Source organism: Streptomyces xanthii (assembly GCF_014621695.1).
Classification (GTDB): Bacteria; Actinomycetota; Actinomycetes; order Streptomycetales; family Streptomycetaceae; genus Streptomyces; species Streptomyces xanthii.
Window position 1 is genome coordinate 2512743 of the sequence record NZ_CP061281.1, and the last position, 19190, is coordinate 2531932.

Consider the following 19190-nt stretch of genomic DNA (forward strand, 5'->3'; position numbering starts at 1 on the left):
GGGCACGGGTGACGCTCCGTCAACACGCGCGCCCGTCTGGTATGGCTCCAGACCATTCCAGTGCCGGTGAGCAGGAGGCGTACATCACCTGGCCCGCCACCCGAAGGAGTGAACATCGTGCGGGAGTTGGCGAGCAAGTTCCCCGGGCCCGGCGGCGGGGCGTCCGCCGCGCGCCGGTTGGACGTCTTCGGAAGGCTTTGGCAAGATGCCCCGCCACGCCTCGGCGGAGCTGATCATTCCGCCCTAATTCCGGCGCCGCACACGCCAGACCACCTGCTCGTACCGACATCCGTCACACCTGTGAAGGCTCCGTGCAGACTCATGCAGACTGGCTGGATGCGCATCGAACTGACGACGGAACCCGGCGACCCCGAGCGCCCGAACGAGGACTACGCATCGGTAGCGCTCCCGGCATCCGGGCAGGGTGGATCGCTCGTGGTCCTCGACGGGGTCACGCCACCCTCCGGCGACGCCGGCTGTCTGCATTCCGTCCCCTGGTTCACGGCCCGCCTCGGCGGCGCCCTCGCGGAACTGTCCGCTTCGCGCCGGGATATGACGTTGTTTGACATCCTGGCCGCGGCGATCGAGCGGACCGCGGACGCCCATCGCGGCACGTGTGACCTTTCTCACCCCCGCACGCCGCAGGCGACCGTCGTGCTCGCGCGCTGGGACGCGGAGCGTCTTGAGCATCTCGTGCTGTCCGACTCGGCGTTGCTCGTCGAGGCGCCGGACGGCACGGTCACCGCGCTGCTCGACGACCGGCTCGACCGGGTGCCGCGCGCCTCCCTGGTCTCCGACGCGGTGGCCGACGCGACGGTACGCAACAAGGAGGGCGGCTTCTTCACCGCCGCCGCCGACCCGGACGTCGCCCGCCGCGCGGTGACGGGCACGCTCCCCCGCGCCGAGGTACGGGCGCTGGCCGCGCTGACCGACGGGGTGACCCGCTGGGTGGAGAAGTTCCACGAGGGCGACTGGACGGACCTGTTCACCCTGATCCGCAAGGAGGGCGCCGAGGCGGTGGTGGCCCGGGTCCGCGCCCTGGAGGACGCGGACGCGCAGGCCCGTACGTATCTGCGGCGCAGCAAGACGCACGACGACGCCTCGCTGGTGTACGCGGAGCTGTGAGCGTGCGCGGCGGCGCCTACTCGGCACCCGCGTTCAGCTGGTGCAGCAGCCGGGCCAGCTCCGCGACCTCACGGCGGTCCCAGCCGGCCAGCTGGCGCACGTAGCGCGCGCGGCGGGCGTCGCGGACGCGGCGGAAGTCCTCGCGGCCGCGCTCGGTGAGCGAGACGAGCCAGGCACGGCCGTCGGCCGGATCGGGCTCGCGGCCGACGAAGCCGAGCTCCTCCAGGGCGCGCAGCTGCCGGCTCATCGTCGCCTTGCCGACGCCGATGTAGCCGGCGAGCTCGGTGGCCCGCTGGGCGCCGCACTCCTCGAGCCGGGCGAGCAGTCCGTACGCGGAGGGTTCGAGATCGGGGTGCACCTCCCGGGCCATCTCGCCGGAGTTGGCCCGGGCGCGGCGCAGGAAGTAGGTCAACTCCCGCTCCAGGGCGAGGAACTCGTGGTCCACACCCTGCGGCGCGGATCCGGCGGACGCGTCCCGTTCCGCGTCCCGTCGCCCGCCGTTCCCGTCTTCGTGCACGTCAGCAGCCATGGACTGAGGTTCCCCGAGTTTCCCTGTCTGAAAGTTCTCGCCGCCGCGCGTTATCGCCGCAGCTCCGTCAGTATTTCGCAGGAGTAGACCAACGGCACCCTCCAGGCCCTCTTCCCTCGCTCGGGTCTACGTGCGTAGCGTGATGCATGGCATGTCCACACCATCGTCATGGAACGGACACACCGCCAGGCCGGCAGGCGAACCCCCACCCGCGGCACCCGACGGCACAGCGCGACCGCACGGAACGGCACAGGTCCCTGATCAGCTCACCCACCTGATCCCCCACGAGGCCTACGGAGGCACCCACATGCCCGTGCACAGACCCGGAACGACGCTCCGCCGGACCCGCCTCGGCGTGGTCGGCGCCCTTCTCGCAGCCCTCTCCCTCCTCGTCGCCCTGCCGGGCGCGGCGCAGGCGGGCGACGTCCCCCAGCGCGGTGAGGCCTACATGGGCATGGGCGTCGCCGCCCACGACGGCGACACCGGCGAACCGCCCATGACCCGCGCCACCCAGACCGAGGGCGTCGACGTCAGCGGCCACCAGGGCAACGTGGCCTGGTCGACGCTCTGGAACAGCGGCGTGCGCTGGGCCTACGTCAAGGGCACCGAGGGCACGTACTACACGAACCCGTACTTCGCGCAGCAGTACAACGGCTCGTACAACGTCGGAATGATCCGCGGCTCGTACCACTTCGCGACGCCGGACACGACGAGCGGCGCCACCCAGGCCAACTACTTCGTGGACCACGGCGGCGGCTGGTCCCGCGACGGCAAGACGCTGCCGGGCGCCCTCGACATCGAGTGGAACCCCTACGGCGCCGCCTGCTACGGCAAGACGCAGAGCGGGATGGTCACCTGGATCCGTGACTTCCTGAACCAGTACAAGGCCCGCACGGGCCGTGACGCCGTGATCTACACGGCGACCAGCTGGTGGACCCAGTGCACCGGCAACTACGGCGGCTTCGCGGCCTACAACCCGCTGTGGATCGCCCGCTACTCCTCCACCGTGGGCACGCTCCCGGCGGGCTGGGGCTACTACACGATGTGGCAGTACACGTCGTCCGGCCCGACGGTCGGCGACCACGACAAGTTCAACGGCGCCCTGGACCGCGTGGTCGCCCTCGCGAACGGCTGACCCGCGCACGCAAGAACGAGGGCCCGGACGCGCGGTGCGCGTCCGGGCCCTCCTGCTGTCCGCCGCCCGGAGCGGCGGCCGGGCTCCCCCCACCGGAAGTCCGGCCACCCCCGTCCGGTCGGCGGACGGCTCAGTGGCCCGGCCCAGTGGCCCGGCTCAGCACTTGCCGACCGGCTTGTCCCGCTTCACGAGGTCGGTGGAACCGGTGGTGCCGTCGAGCCACAGAACGCGCTGGCCGGTGTCGGCGGCCGCGTAGGCCTGGTCACCGCGGTTGCAGGACACGCGCTTCGGGCCGCCCTCGCCGTCGGGAGCGACCTGGTACAGCTTCGGCAGCGTCTCATTGGCCCAGCTCGTGGCCGGGAGCAACTGGGTCACGGTGACCGCGTCGTCCGAGGCGGTGAGCGTGTAGGCGTACAGCGAGCCGCTGCCGGACTCGGGAACGACGGTGACGGGGTTCGTGCCGTCGAGGCCGGCGCGGCGCACCATCGCCTTGCCGCCGTCGGTCAGGTCCGTGTCCTCGATCCAGAAGACGCCGTCGTCGGTGATGGCGGTCTGGCCGACGCTCTGCACGCTGTCGCTGACGGGCATCGCCGTGGTGGTGCCGGCCGCCGCGTCGAAGACGTTGATGCCGAGCACGGCGTTGCCGTTCGCGTCGGGCGTCACCGCCGCGAAGGCGATCTTGCCACCCTTGACGGAGGGCAGGCCCGAGATGCGGCCCGGACGGCCGCCGTCGACCAGGCCGACCTCGCCGGTCTTCATGTTGACGTACCGGACGTTCGTCACGCCGTACTGCGGGTTGACCGCGGTGTACGCGACGTAGTCGCCCTCCACGACGAGCCCGGAGACGTCGCTGCCGATGGCATCGACCTGCTTGGTGAGGCCTCCGTCGACCGGGCGCGCCATGATCTTGACGCCGTTGCTGCTGTAGTCGGCCCACACCACGGTCTTGCCGTCGGTGCTCGCGTAGACGTTGTAGTCACCGTTGTTGGGACTCACCTGCCGGGGCGCGCCCTTGCCGGAGGTGTCACCCAGCCACACCGAGTACGGCTCGCTGCCGTCCTCGTTGCTGCGCGAGACGGCGTACTTGCCGCCGCCCGCGCCAACGTTGGTGGCGTAGGTGTTGACGCCGGTCAGCAACGTGTCCGTGTCGGTGCCGAGCTTGGTCTCCCAGCCGGGCACGATGCCGTGGCGGGCGAAGGCGTCCTCTACGGACCGCACCTGGGCCTTGCCGGCGCCCAGCTCCTGCGCAGCCGCGACGACCGCGGCGCGGCCCTCCGTGAAGCCGTCCAGCGGCGTCATGTAGGAAGTCAGCGCGCGGTAGACGATCTGGTCGGACAGGTCGCCGCCGAGGGCCTTGCGGATGTCCCACAACGCACCCGAGAAGATCGGGGAGTTGAGGTGCACGCCACCGCTGTCACCGCGGGCGGTGACACCGATGAAGTCCTTCTGCGTGGTCATGTCGTTGTTCAGGTCACGCAGGGCGCACTCGCGCGGGCTGAGCGTGGTGCACAGGTCCTCGCCGAGCAGACCAGAGTCCGGGTCGTCCATCGACTGGCCGTTCGCCTCCAGGTCGATGGCGTTGCCGAAGTAGTCCGAGATCGCCTCGTTGATCGCACCGGACTGGCCCACATACACCAGGTTCGCGGTGTACTGGGTGACGCCGTGCGTCATCTCGTGCCCGACGACGTCGGTGTCCGCCGAGAAGGTGCGGTAGTCACCGCCGCCCTGGCCGTACACCATCTTGGTGCCGTCCCAGAAAGCGTTGTTGTACGGGCCGCCGTTGGCCGTGACGCCGACAAGCGAGTTGATGTACTCGTCCTTGTCGTCGAGCCCCTTACGGCCGAAGTGATTCTTGTAGTACGCGTACACCTTGTTGGCGGCCCAATGGGCGTCCACCGCACCGGCGTTGGTGGCGTCCACGCCGAACTCGGGGGTCGCCGAGGAGAAGACCTTGACGCCGCTGGGCCAGACGCCGGACGCGTACGCGGCGTCGACGCCGCGGGCGTCGTAGGTCTTCAGCATGGGACCGTTGAACGGGTCCTCCGCGGTGCGCAAGCCGTAGTCGATCATCTGGTAGGTGCCGTCGGCGCCCTTGTAGAGGTTGAGCTCGGCCTTCTGGCCGTTGTAGCGGGTGCCGGAGCCCTTGACGACGTACGACGGGACGGCATCGGTGGCGGCGTCGTCCGTGGTCTCGGTCCGCGCCGCGTCGTCCGTGTCACCGGCGGCCGTGTGCGCGGTACCGAAGGTCTGGATGCCGCTGTACTGCAGCAGCGGGAAGCCGGAGTGCGCGTCGACGTACACCTCCTGCTGCACCGGCGAACCGTCGGAAGCAGTGCCCGTGACGGTGATGTGCCGGGCCAGCACGCCCTCGCCCTGCGGGAGGACGACGACGCCGTTCGCCTTGCCGCTGAGCGGGTTCTCGCCGGCCTTCTTCCCCTTGGCCGGGGCGTGCAGCGGGGCACTGCCGAGCTGGGGGGTGGCGGCGGCGATCGCGCGTTGCACCGCGACCTTCTCGGAGACCTTCGGGGTGACCGAGGGGAGCTTCAGCTGCGTGAAGTAGCTGCCGGAGGTGCCCGTGACGGTCCGCTTGCCGTCCTTCTTCGTCATCCGGACGACGTACTGGCCGCCGAGCACGTCGACGCCCCGGTACTTCTGCTGGAAGCGGACCGTCTGCCGGCCGCCGCGGTCGGTCGTGGTGCCGAGCGAGGCGAGGTCCTGCGACGAAGTGTCCTCGATGCGGTACCGGGACTTCTTGGCCTTGAGGTGGCCGCGCGCCGCGTCCGCCGCGGTGCCGGTCGCCGGGACCTCCTCGTGCAGGCCGGTCACCAGTGCCGGGGTGTCGGTCCCGGGCTTCGCGGTGGCGGCAGCGGCGGGTGCCGCGGTGTCCGCATGGGCGGCCGCCATGCCGGTCGTCAGGAGACCGGCGGTGGCGAGCAGCGTCGCCACCGCCTGGCCGACGGCTATGCCGCCCGGCCGGTCCCCTCTGTCTCTGCGCACTGAAGTCCGCACGTCTGATCCCTTCGCTGCCCTTGGCGGTTGAACGGAAACCGAACGCGGACATGCAAAGGCCGGGACACGGCTGTGGACAATGAGTCGTCGCTGGTCACTAGTGTGCGTACACACTTGTGTGGCCTACACGGACCGGATGAGAATCGGGCCGTGAGACAGACCGAGCTGGACGCGCAGTGGGAGGCTCTCGGACTCGACGCCGACGGACTCCAGGTTTACGAAGCCCTGCTCAACCGGCCGGAGCAGCCGTCCCGTGCCGCGCTCGCCCAGTCCCTCGGTCTGCCGGTCCGGCGAGTCGCGGCGGCCCTGGAGCAGCTCGCCGCTCACGACTTCACCCGGCCCGCGGCAGGATCGGCGCTGCCCCAGCCGGTCGCCCCGGCATCTGCCCTGCGCGCTCTGCTCCACCGGCACCAGGCGCGACTGCTGCGCCGCTCGGCCGAGTTGGAGGAGCTGACCGGGGCCGTCGACCGGATCTCGGCGCAGCTCATGAGCACGGCGCAGGATCCGCGGGAGATCGGCATCGAGACCGTGCGGGGCGGTCCCGCGATCGCCGAGCGGGTGGCCGCGCTGCTGCTGTCGGCGCGCGAGGAGGTGGCACTGATCGACCGGCCGCCGTACGCCTCCAGCCAGCCGGACGGCATGCCGACACCGCTGGACATGGGGGCGCCGGTGCGGCGCGGGGCGCGGGTGCGGGCCATCGTCGACCGGGAGGGGCTGAGCTTCCACGGCCGGGCCCGTGGTCTGAACGAGCTGGCGGAGCAGGGGGTGCAGATCCGGCTGGGCGCGGACCTGCCCACCAAGATGTTCACCGTCGACCGGCGGATCACGCTGCTGCCGCCGACCGACGCGGCGGACCCGACGGCCTCGGCGCTGGTGGTGAGCGACGCCCTGCTGGGCAACGCACTGGTGCCGCTGTTCGACGCGCTGTGGGAGCGGGCGGTGCCGATCGGGGCCGCCGGTCCTGAGCGGATCTCGGACGTGGACAGGGAGTTGCTGACGATGCTGTCCTCGGGCCTGAAGGACGAGGCGATCGCGCGCCGCCTGGACATCCATGTGCACACGGTGCGCCGCCGGATCACCCGGCTGATGCATGAGCTGAACGCGCAGACCCGCTTCCAGGCGGGCGTGCAGGCGGCAATCCGGGGCTGGCTCCTGCCCTGAGTGCGGTCCGGGCCGGGCAGGCCGCAGGCCCGGCCCCACGAGGGGGCCGGGCCTGCGGTGTGCGGGTGTCACGCCGCGACGGGGACCTCCAGGGCCGCCGAGGCGGGGGCGAGGGCCAGTTCCAGGACCTGGCGGACGTCCGTCACGGGGTGGACGTCCAGCTTCTCCAGGACCTCGGCCGGGACGTCGTCCAGGTCCGGCTCGTTGCGCTTCGGGATGATCACCGTCGTGATCCCCGCCCGGTGCGCGGCGAGCAGCTTCTGCTTCACGCCGCCGATGGGCAGCACGCGCCCGGTCAGCGACACCTCACCGGTCATCGCCACGTCCGTACGGACCTGCCGGCCGCTCAGGAGCGAGGCGAGGGCCGTCGTCATGGTGACGCCGGCGCTCGGGCCGTCCTTGGGGACCGCGCCCGCCGGGAAGTGGATGTGCACGCCGCGCTCCTTCAGGTCGGCGACGGGCAGCTCCAGTTCGGCGCCGTGCGAGCGCAGGAAGGAGAGCGCGATCTGCGCGGACTCCTTCATGACGTCGCCCAGCTGACCGGTCAGGGTCAGTCCGGCCGCGCCCGTCTCCGGGTCGGCCAGGGACGCCTCCACGAAGAGGACGTCGCCGCCCGCTCCGGTCACCGCGAGACCGGTCGCGACACCGGGCACCGCCGTGCGCCGCTCGGCCGGGTCCTGCGCGGACTCGGGCACGTGGTGCGGCCGCCCGACCAGCTCGCGCAGATCGCCCTCACCGACGGTGAACGGCAGCTCGCGCTCGCCGAGTTCGTGCTGGGCCGCGACCTTGCGGAGCACGCGCGTGACGGCCCGCTCCAGGTTGCGCACGCCGGCCTCGCGCGTGTACTCGCCGGCCAGCTTGCGCAGCGCGTCCTCACCGATGACGACCTCGTCCTCGGCGAGACCCGCGCGGTCCAGCTGGCGGGGCACCAGGTGGTCGCGGGCGATGACGACCTTCTCGTCCTCGGTGTAGCCGTCGAGGCGGACCAGCTCCATGCGGTCGAGCAGGGCCTCGGGGATGGCTTCGAGCACGTTCGCCGTCGCCAGGAAGACGACGTCGCTCAGGTCGAGTTCGACCTCCAGGTAGTGGTCGCGGAAGGTGTGGTTCTGCGCCGGGTCGAGCACTTCGAGGAGGGCGGCCGCCGGGTCGCCCCGGAAGTCCGAGCCGACCTTGTCGATCTCGTCGAGGAGCACCACCGGGTTCATCGAGCCGGCTTCCTTGATCGCCCGCACGATGCGGCCGGGCAGGGCGCCGACGTACGTACGCCGGTGGCCGCGGATCTCGGCCTCGTCGCGGACGCCGCCGAGGGCGACGCGGACGAACTTGCGGCCCATGGCGTGCGCCACGGACTCGCCGAGGCTGGTCTTGCCGACGCCGGGCGGGCCGACGAGGGCGAGCACCGCGCCGCCGCGCCGTCCGCCGACGACGCCGAGGCCGCGGTCCGCACGGCGCTTGCGCACGGCCAGGTACTCGGTGATGCGCTCCTTCACGTCGTCGAGCCCGAAGTGCTCGGCGTCGAGGACGGAGCGGGCGCCCTGGATGTCGTAGGCGTCCTCGGTGCGGTCGTTCCACGGCAGTTCGAGGACGGTGTCGAGCCAGGTGCGGATCCAGGAGCCCTCGGGCGACTGGTCGCTCGCCCGCTCCAGCTTGTCGACCTCCTTGAGGGCGGCCTCCCGCACGTTCTCGGGCAGGTCCGCGGCCTCGACGCGGGCACGGTAGTCGTCGGACTCCTCGCCCTCCTGCTCGCCGTTCAGCTCGCGCAGTTCCTTGCGTACGGCGTCGAGCTGGCGGCGCAGCAGGAACTCGCGCTGCTGCTTGTCGACGCCCTCCTGGACGTCCTTGGCGATGGTCTCGGCGACGTCCTGCTCGGCGAGGTGCTCGCGGAGCTGGGCGGTGGCGAGCTTGAGGCGGGCGACCGGGTCGGCGGTCTCCAGGAGCTCGACCTTCTGGCCGGTGCTCAGGAACGGCGAGTAGCCGGAGTTGTCGGCGAGGGCGGACACGTCGTCGATCTGCTGGACGCGGTCCACGACCTGCCAGGCCCCTCGCTTCTTCAGCCAGTTCGTGGCGAGCGCCTTGTACTCGGTGACCAGCTCGGTCACGGATCCGGGCAGCGGGTCGGGCAGCGTCTCCTCGACGGTCAGGCCCTCGACCCAGAGCGCGGCGCCGGGGCCGGTCGTGCCCGCGCCGATGCGCACGCGGCCGCGGCCGCGGATGAGCGCGCCGGGGTCGCCGTCGGCGAGGCGTCCCACCTGCTCGACGGTGCCGAGCACGCCGGTGTTCGCGTACGTGCCGTCGATCCGCGGAACAAGCAGCACCTTCGCCTTGCTGTCCCCACTGGACCGCGCGGCGGCCTGGGCGGCCTCCACCGCGGCGCGTACGTCGGTGTCGTTCAGGTCCAGCGGCACCACCATGCCGGGAAGTACCACCTCGTCGTCGAGCGGCAGCACGGGCAGGGTGAGCGGTGTGGACGTCGAAGCCATGATCTCCCCTTCGGCAGTCAAGTTGAGCTATGTCGACTCAATGCATGGGGGGCGCCGAATGTTCCCCGGACCCTGTTCGCTGTGAGCGATCACATCTGGCCCGGCTCGACGCGGGCTCCGTAGGCTGCTCCACGTAAGGCATGCACCAAGGCATGGCCTATTACATCGGGGGTGGCGGCATGACGGCCGACGCGCGGGTACGGGACTGGGTCGACGGCTGGGTGCTCTCGCGCGGGGCCGCTCCCCCGTCCGCCGAGCCCTGGGGGTTCACGGTCCACGTCGGCCTGGAGTCGCACGTGAGCCGGCACGTCCTGGGGGCGGTGAACGACGGCGTGCGCGAGGGCGACGTGCGCGAGGCCGCCCGGTCCGTGCGCGCGACGGGCGCCCAGCTCAAGGTCTTCGCCGACCCGGAGCGCGTGCTGCCGTGGCTCGGGCCCGGGTGGGAGCCCTACGACCTCGGCGACGTCCTGATGACGGCCGAGCTGACCGGCGCCGAGCCGCCCGCGCCCCCGGCCGGGTACCGGGTGCGCACCTGGACCCGTGACGGCGTGACCCGCGTCCTGGTCACCGACGCCGAGGGCACGTTCGCCGCCCGGGGCCAGACCGCCACGACCGGGGCGAGCACGGTGGTGGACATGATCGAGACCTCCGAGGACCACCGGCGCCGGGGCCTGGGCAGGGTCGTCATGGGCACCCTCCAGGCGGCGGCCCGCGCCGGGGGCGCCCGGCGCGGCGTCCTCGCGGGAACCCCGGCGGGCCAGTTCCTCTACCGCTCCCTGGGCTGGCGCACCGTGGCCCCGCTGACCAACGCCCGGCGCCGGCCCGCGACGGCGGCCTGACCCGGCACAAACTCGCTTGCCCGGACGGCACCGCGGCCCGAAGAATCCGGGCATGAGCGCACCCGTGACCCCGCTGACCCGTGCCCAGGACGCCGCCCTGCGAGCCCTGCGAGCGACCGCCCTGGCCGGCCGCGAGGACGCGCTCGCCCGGCTGGCCCGGTGCGGGGTGGACGAGGACGCGGCCGAGGGGCTGATCGCCCTGGTGCGCCGGCACGCGCGCGTGACCCTGAACTTCCACCCGGACCGGCTGCTCGCCGACGGACGGACCACGGTCGCGGCCGGGCTCGCCGCGGACGGGCGCTACCGGGGCCAGTACGAGACGGGACTCTCGAACGGGAGCCGGACCGCGCACCCGGGCGGACTGCGCGACGACTGGGAGCACGCCCTGTTCGGCGGGGCGTACGCGGGCGCGACGGCCGCGGAGCGGCCCAAGTACGGGGCGCTGAACGTGATGCGGCACCCGGACGGTGCCGCGCCCCGCTTCGGTTCCTGCCATGTGCGGCTGCGCCCGGAGGCGACCGAGCGGGCCACCTTCTGCTTCGGCGACAGCCACGTCGGCCCCGCGGACATGGGCACGGCCGACGCCCTGCACTCCGTGCTCGCCGCGCTGCTCACCGACGCCGTGGAGAGCGGGCAGTCACTCGGGCTCGCGGGGGCGGACCCCGCGGCGGAGATCCGCGCCCTGGGCACCCCGGCCGCACCGCGCGGCCCCGGCCGCTCGCTCGACTTCTACGTGGAGGCGCAGGTGCACGGAGACGTGGACCTGCGCACGGACGCGGAGGCGCTGGTGCTCGACCCGTCGTTCCGGGGCACCGAGACCGGCGAGCTGCTGGCGGGTCTCGGGCTGCCCGTCGAGTGGCACGGCGGGTTCGTGCTCGGCCCGGAGGTGCCGGACGAGGAGATCGCCGCGTTCCGGGGGCCGGGGGTGGTGCCGGTCGTGGGGCGGGTGCGGGCGGAGTTCTCGGACGGCGGGCGGATCGACGCGGCCTGTGTCGGGCGCGCGGCGGCCTCGGCGGCCCGGGAGCCCGAGGGCTGGTCGGCGTACGGGGCGCCGGACGAGGTGCTGCAGTACGTCAAGCAGCTGTGGCACTGCCTGGTGCGGTTCGGGAGGAGCGGTACCGGCGGCGTACCAGCGGCCAGATCGTGACGCCGATCGCGAGGGCCAGGAGGTGCCCCCAGCCGGTCATCGGGTCCTCGAAGGTGAGCAGGTCCTGCACCAGCGTCGCCGCGAAGGCGGCGAGCACCAGCCGGCGGGGCCACCGCGGGAGCAGACCGGCGAGGGCGCCGATGCTGGCGGCGACACCGAAGCTGATGCCGTAGTCGAGCCGGTGCAGGGAGCTGTGCGGCAGGTGTCCCGCCATGACGGACAGGCCCACCGGGATCTCCGTGGCCAGCGTCGCGAGAACGTGGCCGAGCAGGAAGACACCGGCCGCGCGCAGCCCGCCGATGCGGCGCTCCAGCGCGGTCAGCACGACGACGAAGGCGATCACGAAGGGTGACGTGAGGCCGCCTGCGATCCACAGGGCGCTGGCGAGCAGGACGCGTACGGGATGTTCGGCCAGATGGGCGACGTCGGTGCTGGATCCGCGCAGCGCGGCGGCGACCGTGTCCGGGTCGCCGAACTCCATGAACAGCGACGTGCCGAGCAGCAGGCAGGCGTAGCCGAAGGTGAAGGGCGTCCCGGTGGGCGTGGGCAGCAGCCGCCAGGGCCGCAGCCGCCGCCGGGCGGCCGGCATCCGCTCCCGGTCGGGGGCGCCGGGCTGGGCGGGGATGCCGTCGAGCGGGGCGCGGGCGGGGGCCCGGCGGGTCTCGGTGTGCACGTGTGCCTTCACGTGGGACACCCCTTTCCTGCCGATCAACCCCCCACACTCACCCCGTGGGGCGCCCCCTGCCGGTGGCGGGGGCGACGCGGGCACGGGGCCCAGGCGCACCGACACCCTAGGCCCTGTCCGCGAGGTCCCGCCCGCCGGGAAAGCGCGCGGCGGGCCCCTCCGCCCGGCGCGAAGGGCGCGGCGGCGCCCCGGCGTGCGCGCCGGGCGTGCGGCCCCGCGCGTCCGGTACGAGGGTCCGGTACGAGGGATCGCGCCCGCCGGGCGAACGGCGGGACTGACCGGTCACGGCCCGGGTGCTCCCTGCCCCGGCTCGCGACCGGCGAGGTCCGCCGATCGCCCCCGGCGGAGCGGGGTGATCCGGAAGAATGGGCCGCATGACGACCACGACGAGCCCGTTCCCGTCCGATCCACCCGTCGTCCTGGACCGCCGCGAAGGCCCTTTCGGCGAGGTCGTGCTGCGCCGCCACGGCGACCTGCTCCAGATCATCGCGAACGGCACCTTCCTCATGGACACCTCCGACGGCCGCTCGGAGCGGCTGCTGGTCGACGCGGCGCGGGACGCGCTCGGCGCGGAATGTGAGGGTCCCCACGTCCTGATCGGCGGTCTCGGCGTCGGCTTCTCCCTGGCGCACGCCGCGGCCGACCCGTTCTGGGGCCGGATCACCGTCGTCGAGCGCGAGCCGGCGATCATCCGCTGGCACCGCGAGGGACCGCTGCGCGAGCTGTCCGCGCGGGCTCTGGCCGACCCCCGTACGGAGATCGTCGAGGCCGACCTCGTGCGGCATGTACACACCGCCGCGGAGCGCTACGACGCCCTCTGCCTGGACATCGACAACGGTCCGGACTGGACCGTCACCGAGGACAACGGGAGCCTCTACTCACCGGCCGGTCTGTCCGCCTGCAAATCCCTGCTGAACCCCGGAGGGGTGCTCGCGGTGTGGTCCGCGCAGCCCTCCGGGGATTTCGAAGAAACCTTGTGGAATGCCGGATTCCGGGGGGTCCGCACCGAAGAGATCCCCGTTGTCCGAGGCGTACCCGACGTGGTGCACCTCGCAGTACGGGCCGCGTAGCCGACCGGCGGTAACTCCCCGTAGGCTGGCGCCCGAAACCCAGATCATTCAAGCGTCAAGCGCGTCACGACGGCGTGCATTCAGGGGCGGGGCGATGGAGCAGACACACACCTCCCACAACGGCAGCACGGCGACCCCGGGTGCCCAGCGACGGGTCCTCGTGGTGGAGGACGATCCCACGATCGTGGACGCCATCGCCGCCCGGCTGCGGGCCGAGGGATTCCTCGTGCAAACCGCACAGGACGGTCCGGCGGCGGTCGACACGGCGGAGGCCTGGCAGCCCGACCTGCTGATCCTCGACATCATGCTGCCCGGCTTCGACGGGCTCGAGGTCTGCCGCCGCGTGCAGGCACAGCGACCGGTACCGGTCCTGATGCTGACCGCGCGCGACGACGAGACGGACATGCTCGTCGGGCTCGGCGTGGGCGCCGACGACTACATGACCAAGCCGTTCTCCATGCGGGAGCTCGCGGCGCGCGTGCACGTGCTGCTGCGCCGGATGGAGCGGGCCGCGCTCGCCGCCGCCACCCCGCGCAGCGGCATCCTCCGGCTCGGTGAGCTGGAGATCGACCACGCGCAGCGCCGCGTGCGCGTGCGCAGCGAGGACGTGCACCTCACGCCCACCGAGTTCGACCTGCTGGTCTGCCTGGCGAACACGCCGCGCGCGGTCCTCTCCCGCGAGCAGCTGCTCGCCGAGGTGTGGGACTGGGCGGACGCCTCGGGCACCCGCACCGTCGACAGCCACATCAAGGCGCTGCGCCGGAAGATCGGCGCGGAGCGCATCCGCACCGTGCACGGTGTCGGGTACGCCCTGGAGACGCCGACGCCATGAGCTCAGGCGACCGGCCGCCGCACACGCGGGGCCACCGGCCGCCGCTCAATCCGGGCTGGGCGTCCGGCGGCCTGCGGCCGTTCTCGATCAAGGCGAAGCTCGGCACCCTGGTCGTCGTCTCCGTCTTCATCACCACGGGCCTGCTCATGGTGGCGATGTACACGGCGACGGAGCTGCGCTTCATCACCGTGTTCTCGATCATCGCGACGCTGCTGATCACGCAGTTCGTGGCGCACTCGCTGACCGCGCCGCTCGACGAGATGAACACGGTCGCCCGGTCGATCTCCAACGGCGACTACACCCGCCGGGTGCGGGGCGCCGACCGCCGTGACGAGCTGGGCGACCTCGCGGTGACGATCAACCGCATGGCCGACGAGCTGGCCGCGCAGGACCAGCACCGCAAGGAACTCGTGGCGAACGTCTCGCACGAGCTGCGCACCCCCATCGCGGGCCTGCGCGCGGTCCTGGAGAACGTGGTGGACGGCGTCATGGCCGCCGACCCCGAGACGATGCGCACGGCGCTCAAACAGACGGAGCGGCTCGGCCGGCTCGTCGAGACGCTGCTCGACCTGTCCCGGCTCGACAACGGTGTGGTCCCGCTGAAGGCCCGCCGCTTCGAGGTCTGGCCGTATCTGTCCGGTGTGCTCAAGGAAGCGAACATGGCCGTGTCGCAGCGCGCGGGCATCGCCTCCGGCTCCGGCACCCACACCCGTACGGACGTCCATCTGCACCTGGACGTGACGCCGCCGGAGCTGACCGCGTACGCGGACCCGGAGCGCATCCACCAGGTCGTGGCGAACCTCATCGACAACGCGGTGAAGCACTCCCCGCCGCACGGCCGCGTCACCGTACGGGCCCGGCGCGGGCCCTATCCGCAGTCCCTGGACCTGGAGGTCCTCGACGAGGGACCCGGCATCCCGGAGTCCGAGTGGCACCGGGTCTTCGAGCGCTTCAACCGGGGCGACGCGAGCGACAACACCAAGGGCAAGGGGGACGGCGGCACCGGTCTCGGCCTCGCCATCGCGCGCTGGGCCGTGGAGCTGCACGGCGGCCGGATCGGCGTGGCCGAATCGACGCGCGGCTGCCGCATCAAGGTCACTCTTCCGGGAGAGCCCCGCCCGCAAAGTTGACGTAGGGTTTCGGTCAGGCGGAGGTCAAGCCGCGCCGAGGCGTACCCGAACGCGCCGGGCGCGGGTCCGAGCGTACGCAAACCCCGGTTGTTTCCCGCCATTTCCCGGCCCGAAACACAAGTTCCGGTGTGACTTACGCGACGGATGCCCTGCCCGGTCTGCACTCTCCCGGGTTGGAGGCGTAGCCTTTATTCCCGCTGTCCATCACCTTGTGAGAAGCGGAAGAGGGCGGTTCACGCCGTGTCGCCACAGTCCCCCAGTAACTCGAGCATCTCCACCGAGACCGACCAAGGCGGGCAGGGCAAGGACCCTGCCTCGGCCTTCGGCCCCAACGAGTGGCTCGTCGACGAGATCTATCAGCAGTACCTCCAGGACCCGAATTCGGTTGACCGAGCCTGGTGGGACTTCTTCGCCGACTACAAGCCCGGTGCCGCAGCCGCGGGGGCTGCGCCGACCGAGCCGGCCGCGAAGCCCGCCCCGGCCGCCCCCGTGCCTGCCCCGCAGGCGGCCGCCACTCCGGCCCCGGCTCCCGCGCAGTCCGCCGCCGCAGCTCCCGCACAGGCTGCCGCCGCGCCCGCCGCGAAGCCCGCGCCCGCCGCCGCGAAGCCGGCCGCCGCCGCACCTGCCACTCCTGCACCGAAGAAGGCTGAACCCGTGACGACCGAGGCCCCCGCCGGCCCCGAGTTCGTGACGCTGCGCGGTCCCGCCGCCGCCGTCGCGAAGAACATGAACGCGTCCATCGAGGTCCCCACGGCCACGTCCGTGCGTGCCGTCCCGGTGAAGCTGCTGTTCGACAACCGCATCGTCATCAACAACCACCTCAAGCGCGCCCGCGGCGGGAAGATCTCCTTCACGCACCTCATCGGGTACGCGATGGTGCAGGCCATCAAGGCCATGCCGTCGATGAACTACTCCTTCCAGGAGAAGGACGGCAAGCCGACCCTGGTCAAGCCGGACCACGTGAACTTCGGTCTGGCCATCGACCTGGTGAAGCCGAACGGCGACCGCCAGCTCGTCGTCGCCGGCATCAAGAAGGCCGAGACGCTGAACTTCTTCGAGTTCTGGCAGGCCTACGAGGACATCGTCCGCCGCGCCCGCGACGGCAAGCTGACGATGGACGACTTCTCCGGTGTCACGGTCTCCCTGACCAACCCGGGCGGCCTCGGCACCGTCCACTCCGTGCCGCGCCTGATGCCCGGACAGTCGGTCATCATGGGCGTCGGCTCGATGGACTACCCGGCCGAGTTCCAGGGCACCTCCCAGGACACGCTGAACAAGCTCGGCATCTCGAAGGTCATGACGCTCACGTCGACCTACGACCACCGGGTCATCCAGGGCGCCGCCTCCGGCGAGTTCCTGCGCATCGTCGCCAACCTCCTCCTCGGGGAGAGCGGCTTCTACGACGAGATCTTCAAGGCCCTGCGCATCCCCTACGAGCCGGTCCGCTGGCTCAAGGACATCGACGCCTCGCACGACGACGACGTCACCAAGGCGGCGCGCGTCTTCGAGCTGATCCACTCCTACCGGGTCCGCGGCCACGTCATGGCCGACACCGACCCGCTGGAGTACCGCCAGCGCAAGCACCCCGACCTGGACATCAACGAGCACGGGCTCACCCTGTGGGACCTGGAGCGCGAGTTCGCCGTCGGCGGCTTCGCCGGCAAGTCGATGATGAAGCTGCGCGACATCCTCGGTGTGCTGCGCGACTCGTACGTCCGCACCGTCGGCATCGAGTTCATGCACATCCAGGACCCGAAGCAGCGCAAGTGGATCCAGGACCGTGTCGAGCGCCCGCACGCCAAGCCGGAGCGCGAGGAGCAGCTGCGCATCCTGCGCCGGCTGAACTCGGCGGAGGCCTTCGAGACCTTCCTGCAGACGAAGTACGTCGGCCAGAAGCGCTTCTCGCTGGAGGGCGGCGAGTCCGTCATCCCGCTGCTCGACGCCGTACTGGACTCGGCCGCCGAGGCCCGCCTCGACGAGGTCGTCATCGGCATGGCCCACCGCGGCCGGCTGAACGTCCTCGCCAACATCGTGGGCAAGTCGTACGCGCAGATCTTCCGCGAGTTCGAGGGCAACCTCGACCCGAAGTCGATGCACGGCTCCGGCGACGTGAAGTACCACCTGGGCGCCCAGGGCACCTTCACCGGCCTGGACGGCGAGCAGATCAAGGTCTCGCTGGCCGCGAACCCGTCCCACCTGGAGACGGTCGACCCGGTCATCGAGGGCATCGTCCGCGCCAAGCAGGACATCATCAACAAGGGCGGCACGGACTTCACGGTCCTGCCGGTCGCCCTGCACGGTGACGCGGCCTTCGCGGGCCAGGGCGTCGTGGCCGAGACGCTGAACATGTCGCAGCTGCGCGGCTACCGCACGGGCGGCACGGTCCACATCGTCATCAACAACCAGGTCGGCTTCACCGCCGCCCCGGAGTCCTCGCGCTCCTCCATGTACGCCACCGACGTGGCCCGCATGATCGAGGCGCCGATCTTCCACGTGAACGGCGACGACCCCGAGGCCGTCGTCCGCGTTGCCCGACTGGCCTTCGAGTTCCGCCAGGCGTTCAACAAGGACGTCGTCATCGACCTCATCTGCTACCGCCGCCGCGGTCACAACGAGTCGGACAACCCGGCGTTCACGCAGCCGCTGATGTACGACCTGATCGACAAGAAGCGCTCGGTGCGCAAGCTCTACACCGAGTCCCTCATCGGTCGCGGCGACATCACGCTGGAAGAGGCCGAGCAGGCGCTGCAGGACTTCCAGGGCCAGCTGGAGAAGGTCTTCACCGAGGTCCGCGAGGCCGTGTCGGCTCCGGTCGAGGCGCACGTCCCGGACGCGCAGGCCGAGTTCCCGGTGGCCGTGACAACCGCGATCTCCCAGGAGGTCGTCAAGCGCATCGCCGAGTCCCAGGTCAACATCCCCGACAACGTCACGGTGCACCCGCGTCTGCTGCCGCAGCTGCAGCGCCGTGCCTCGATGATCGAGGACGGGACGATCGACTGGGGCATGGGCGAGACCCTCGCCATCGGCTCCCTCCTCCTGGAGGGCACCCCGGTCCGCCTGTCCGGCCAGGACTCGCGCCGCGGCACCTTCGGCCAGCGCCACGCGGTGCTGATCGACCGTGAGACGGGCGAGGACTACACCCCGCTGCTGTACCTCTCCCCCGACCAGGCCCGCTACAACGTCTACGACTCGCTGCTCTCCGAGTACGCGGTCATGGGCTTCGAGTACGGCTACTCGCTGGCCCGTCCCGAGTCCCTCGTGATGTGGGAAGCCCAGTTCGGTGACTTCGTCAACGGCGCGCAGTCGGTCGTCGACGAGTACATCTCGGCCGCCGAGCAGAAGTGGGGCCAGACGTCCGGCGTCACCCTGCTCCTCCCGCACGGCTACGAGGGCCAGGGCCCGGACCACTCCTCGGCCCGCGTCGAGCGCTTCCTGCAGCTCTGCGCGCAGAACAACATGACGGTCGCGATGCCGACCCTCCCGTCGAACTACTTCCACCTCCTGCGGTGGCAGGTGCACAACCCGCACCACAAGCCGCTGGTCGTCTTCACCCCGAAGTCGATGCTGCGCCTCAAGGCCGCCGCGTCGAAGGTGGAGGAGTTCACCTCGGGCGGCTTCCGTCCGGTCATCGGCGACGAGTCCGTCGACCCGAACGCGGTGCGCAAGGTCGTCTTCGTGGCGGGCAAGCTGTACTACGACCTGGAGGCCTCGCGGGTCAAGAACGGTGTCACCGACACCGCGATCATCCGCGTCGAGCGTCTCTACCCGCTGCCGGGTGCCGAACTCCAGGCGGAGATCGCCAAGTTCCCGAACGCGGAGAAGTACATCTGGGCCCAGGAGGAGCCGGCGAACCAGGGTGCCTGGCCGTTCATCGCGCTCAACCTGATCGACCACCTGGACCTGGCGGTCGGCGCCGACGTCCCGCACGGTGAGCGCCTGCGCCGCATCTCGCGGCCGCACAGCTCGTCCCCCGCGGTCGGCTCGGCCAAGCGCCACCAGGCGGAGCAGGAGCAGCTGGTCCGCGAGGTCTTCGAGGCGTAACCCTCCC

13 protein-coding genes are annotated in these 19190 nt (G+C 71.6%); 9 read left to right on the top strand and 4 right to left on the bottom strand.

Annotation, left to right across the window (positions count from 1 at the left end; all coding sequences use genetic code 11):
* Nucleotides 1-336: 336 nt before the first annotated feature.
* On the top strand, nucleotides 337-1125 hold the full coding sequence (locus IAG42_RS11300; protein ID WP_188336893.1) for a protein phosphatase 2C domain-containing protein: 789 nt from the start codon (nucleotides 337-339) through the stop codon (nucleotides 1123-1125).
* Nucleotides 1126-1141: 16 nt separating this feature from the next.
* Here IAG42_RS11300 and IAG42_RS11305 read toward each other — a convergent pair whose 3' ends face one another.
* Complete coding sequence (locus tag IAG42_RS11305; protein ID WP_394811282.1) at nucleotides 1142-1642, bottom strand: MarR family winged helix-turn-helix transcriptional regulator; 501 nt, start codon at nucleotides 1640-1642, stop codon at nucleotides 1142-1144.
* A 319-nt stretch (nucleotides 1643-1961) separates the two neighbouring features.
* On the opposite strand from IAG42_RS11305, the gene IAG42_RS11310 reads away from it, so the two are divergent.
* Nucleotides 1962-2789, top strand: a complete 828-nt coding sequence (locus tag IAG42_RS11310) for a lysozyme (RefSeq protein WP_188336895.1) — start codon at nucleotides 1962-1964, stop codon at nucleotides 2787-2789.
* Nucleotides 2790-2945: 156 nt separating this feature from the next.
* Here IAG42_RS11310 and IAG42_RS11315 read toward each other — a convergent pair whose 3' ends face one another.
* On the bottom strand, nucleotides 2946-5693 hold the full coding sequence (locus tag IAG42_RS11315; RefSeq protein WP_188341312.1) for a M4 family metallopeptidase: 2748 nt from the start codon (nucleotides 5691-5693) through the stop codon (nucleotides 2946-2948).
* Nucleotides 5694-5948: 255 nt separating this feature from the next.
* Between IAG42_RS11315 and IAG42_RS11320 the strand changes: the two genes are divergently transcribed.
* On the top strand, nucleotides 5949-6959 hold the full coding sequence (locus tag IAG42_RS11320; protein WP_188336896.1) for a helix-turn-helix domain-containing protein: 1011 nt from the start codon (nucleotides 5949-5951) through the stop codon (nucleotides 6957-6959).
* 68 nt (nucleotides 6960-7027) lie between these two features.
* Here IAG42_RS11320 and lon read toward each other — a convergent pair whose 3' ends face one another.
* Nucleotides 7028-9439, bottom strand: a complete 2412-nt coding sequence (lon, locus tag IAG42_RS11325) for an endopeptidase La (RefSeq protein WP_188336897.1) — start codon at nucleotides 9437-9439, stop codon at nucleotides 7028-7030.
* 152 nt (nucleotides 9440-9591) lie between these two features.
* Here lon and IAG42_RS11330 point away from each other — a divergent pair, with 152 nt between their 5' ends.
* Nucleotides 9592-10278 carry a GNAT family N-acetyltransferase gene (locus IAG42_RS11330; protein ID WP_223205945.1) on the top strand — a complete coding sequence of 229 codons (687 nt, stop codon included), beginning with the start codon at nucleotides 9592-9594 and terminating at the stop codon, nucleotides 10276-10278.
* A 52-nt stretch (nucleotides 10279-10330) separates the two neighbouring features.
* Nucleotides 10331-11425, top strand: a complete 1095-nt coding sequence (locus IAG42_RS11335) for a DUF3626 domain-containing protein (RefSeq protein WP_188336898.1) — start codon at nucleotides 10331-10333, stop codon at nucleotides 11423-11425.
* On the opposite strand, the gene IAG42_RS11340 is transcribed toward IAG42_RS11335, so the two are convergent.
* Nucleotides 11352-12110: a rhomboid-like protein gene (locus IAG42_RS11340; protein ID WP_394811209.1), complete on the bottom strand. Its 759-nt coding sequence runs from the start codon at nucleotides 12108-12110 to the stop codon at nucleotides 11352-11354. The genes IAG42_RS11335 and IAG42_RS11340 overlap by 74 nt on opposite strands.
* A 365-nt stretch (nucleotides 12111-12475) precedes the next feature.
* On the opposite strand from IAG42_RS11340, the gene IAG42_RS11345 reads away from it, so the two are divergent.
* The 4 genes from IAG42_RS11345 to IAG42_RS11360 all read left to right on the top strand — a co-directional run bounded on the left by IAG42_RS11345 (nucleotide 12476) and on the right by IAG42_RS11360 (nucleotide 19183).
* Entirely contained in the window at nucleotides 12476-13180 is a 705-nt protein-coding gene (locus IAG42_RS11345; protein WP_394811210.1) for a spermidine synthase family protein, read from the top strand.
* A gap of 94 nt (nucleotides 13181-13274) precedes the next feature.
* Nucleotides 13275-14012, top strand: a complete 738-nt coding sequence (locus IAG42_RS11350; RefSeq protein WP_188336900.1) for a response regulator transcription factor — start codon at nucleotides 13275-13277, stop codon at nucleotides 14010-14012.
* Entirely contained in the window at nucleotides 14009-15142 is a 1134-nt protein-coding gene (locus tag IAG42_RS11355) for a sensor histidine kinase (protein WP_223205946.1), read from the top strand. The genes IAG42_RS11350 and IAG42_RS11355 overlap by 4 nt, the downstream gene beginning before the upstream one ends.
* A gap of 240 nt (nucleotides 15143-15382) precedes the next feature.
* A complete protein-coding gene (locus IAG42_RS11360; protein ID WP_188336901.1) occupies nucleotides 15383-19183 on the top strand; it encodes a multifunctional oxoglutarate decarboxylase/oxoglutarate dehydrogenase thiamine pyrophosphate-binding subunit/dihydrolipoyllysine-residue succinyltransferase subunit in 3801 nt (1266 codons plus the stop codon).
* Nucleotides 19184-19190: the final 7 nt, after the last annotated feature.

What these genes read in the sequence shown, in the direction of transcription:
- IAG42_RS11315 (WP_188341312.1), bottom strand. Translation starts at nt 5,693, where the DNA reads ATGGCGGCCGCCCATGCGGACACCGCGGCACCCGCCGCTGCCGCCACC.
- IAG42_RS11330 (WP_223205945.1), top strand. Translation starts at nt 9,592, where the DNA reads ATGGCCTATTACATCGGGGGTGGCGGCATGACGGCCGACGCGCGGGTA.
- lon (WP_188336897.1), bottom strand. Translation starts at nt 9,439, where the DNA reads ATGGCTTCGACGTCCACACCGCTCACCCTGCCCGTGCTGCCGCTCGAC.
- IAG42_RS11300 (WP_188336893.1), top strand. Translation starts at nt 337, where the DNA reads ATGCGCATCGAACTGACGACGGAACCCGGCGACCCCGAGCGCCCGAAC.
- IAG42_RS11335 (WP_188336898.1), top strand. Translation starts at nt 10,331, where the DNA reads ATGAGCGCACCCGTGACCCCGCTGACCCGTGCCCAGGACGCCGCCCTG.
- IAG42_RS11345 (WP_394811210.1), top strand. Translation starts at nt 12,476, where the DNA reads ATGGGCCGCATGACGACCACGACGAGCCCGTTCCCGTCCGATCCACCC.
- IAG42_RS11310 (WP_188336895.1), top strand. Translation starts at nt 1,962, where the DNA reads ATGCCCGTGCACAGACCCGGAACGACGCTCCGCCGGACCCGCCTCGGC.
- IAG42_RS11350 (WP_188336900.1), top strand. Translation starts at nt 13,275, where the DNA reads ATGGAGCAGACACACACCTCCCACAACGGCAGCACGGCGACCCCGGGT.
- IAG42_RS11355 (WP_223205946.1), top strand. Translation starts at nt 14,009, where the DNA reads ATGAGCTCAGGCGACCGGCCGCCGCACACGCGGGGCCACCGGCCGCCG.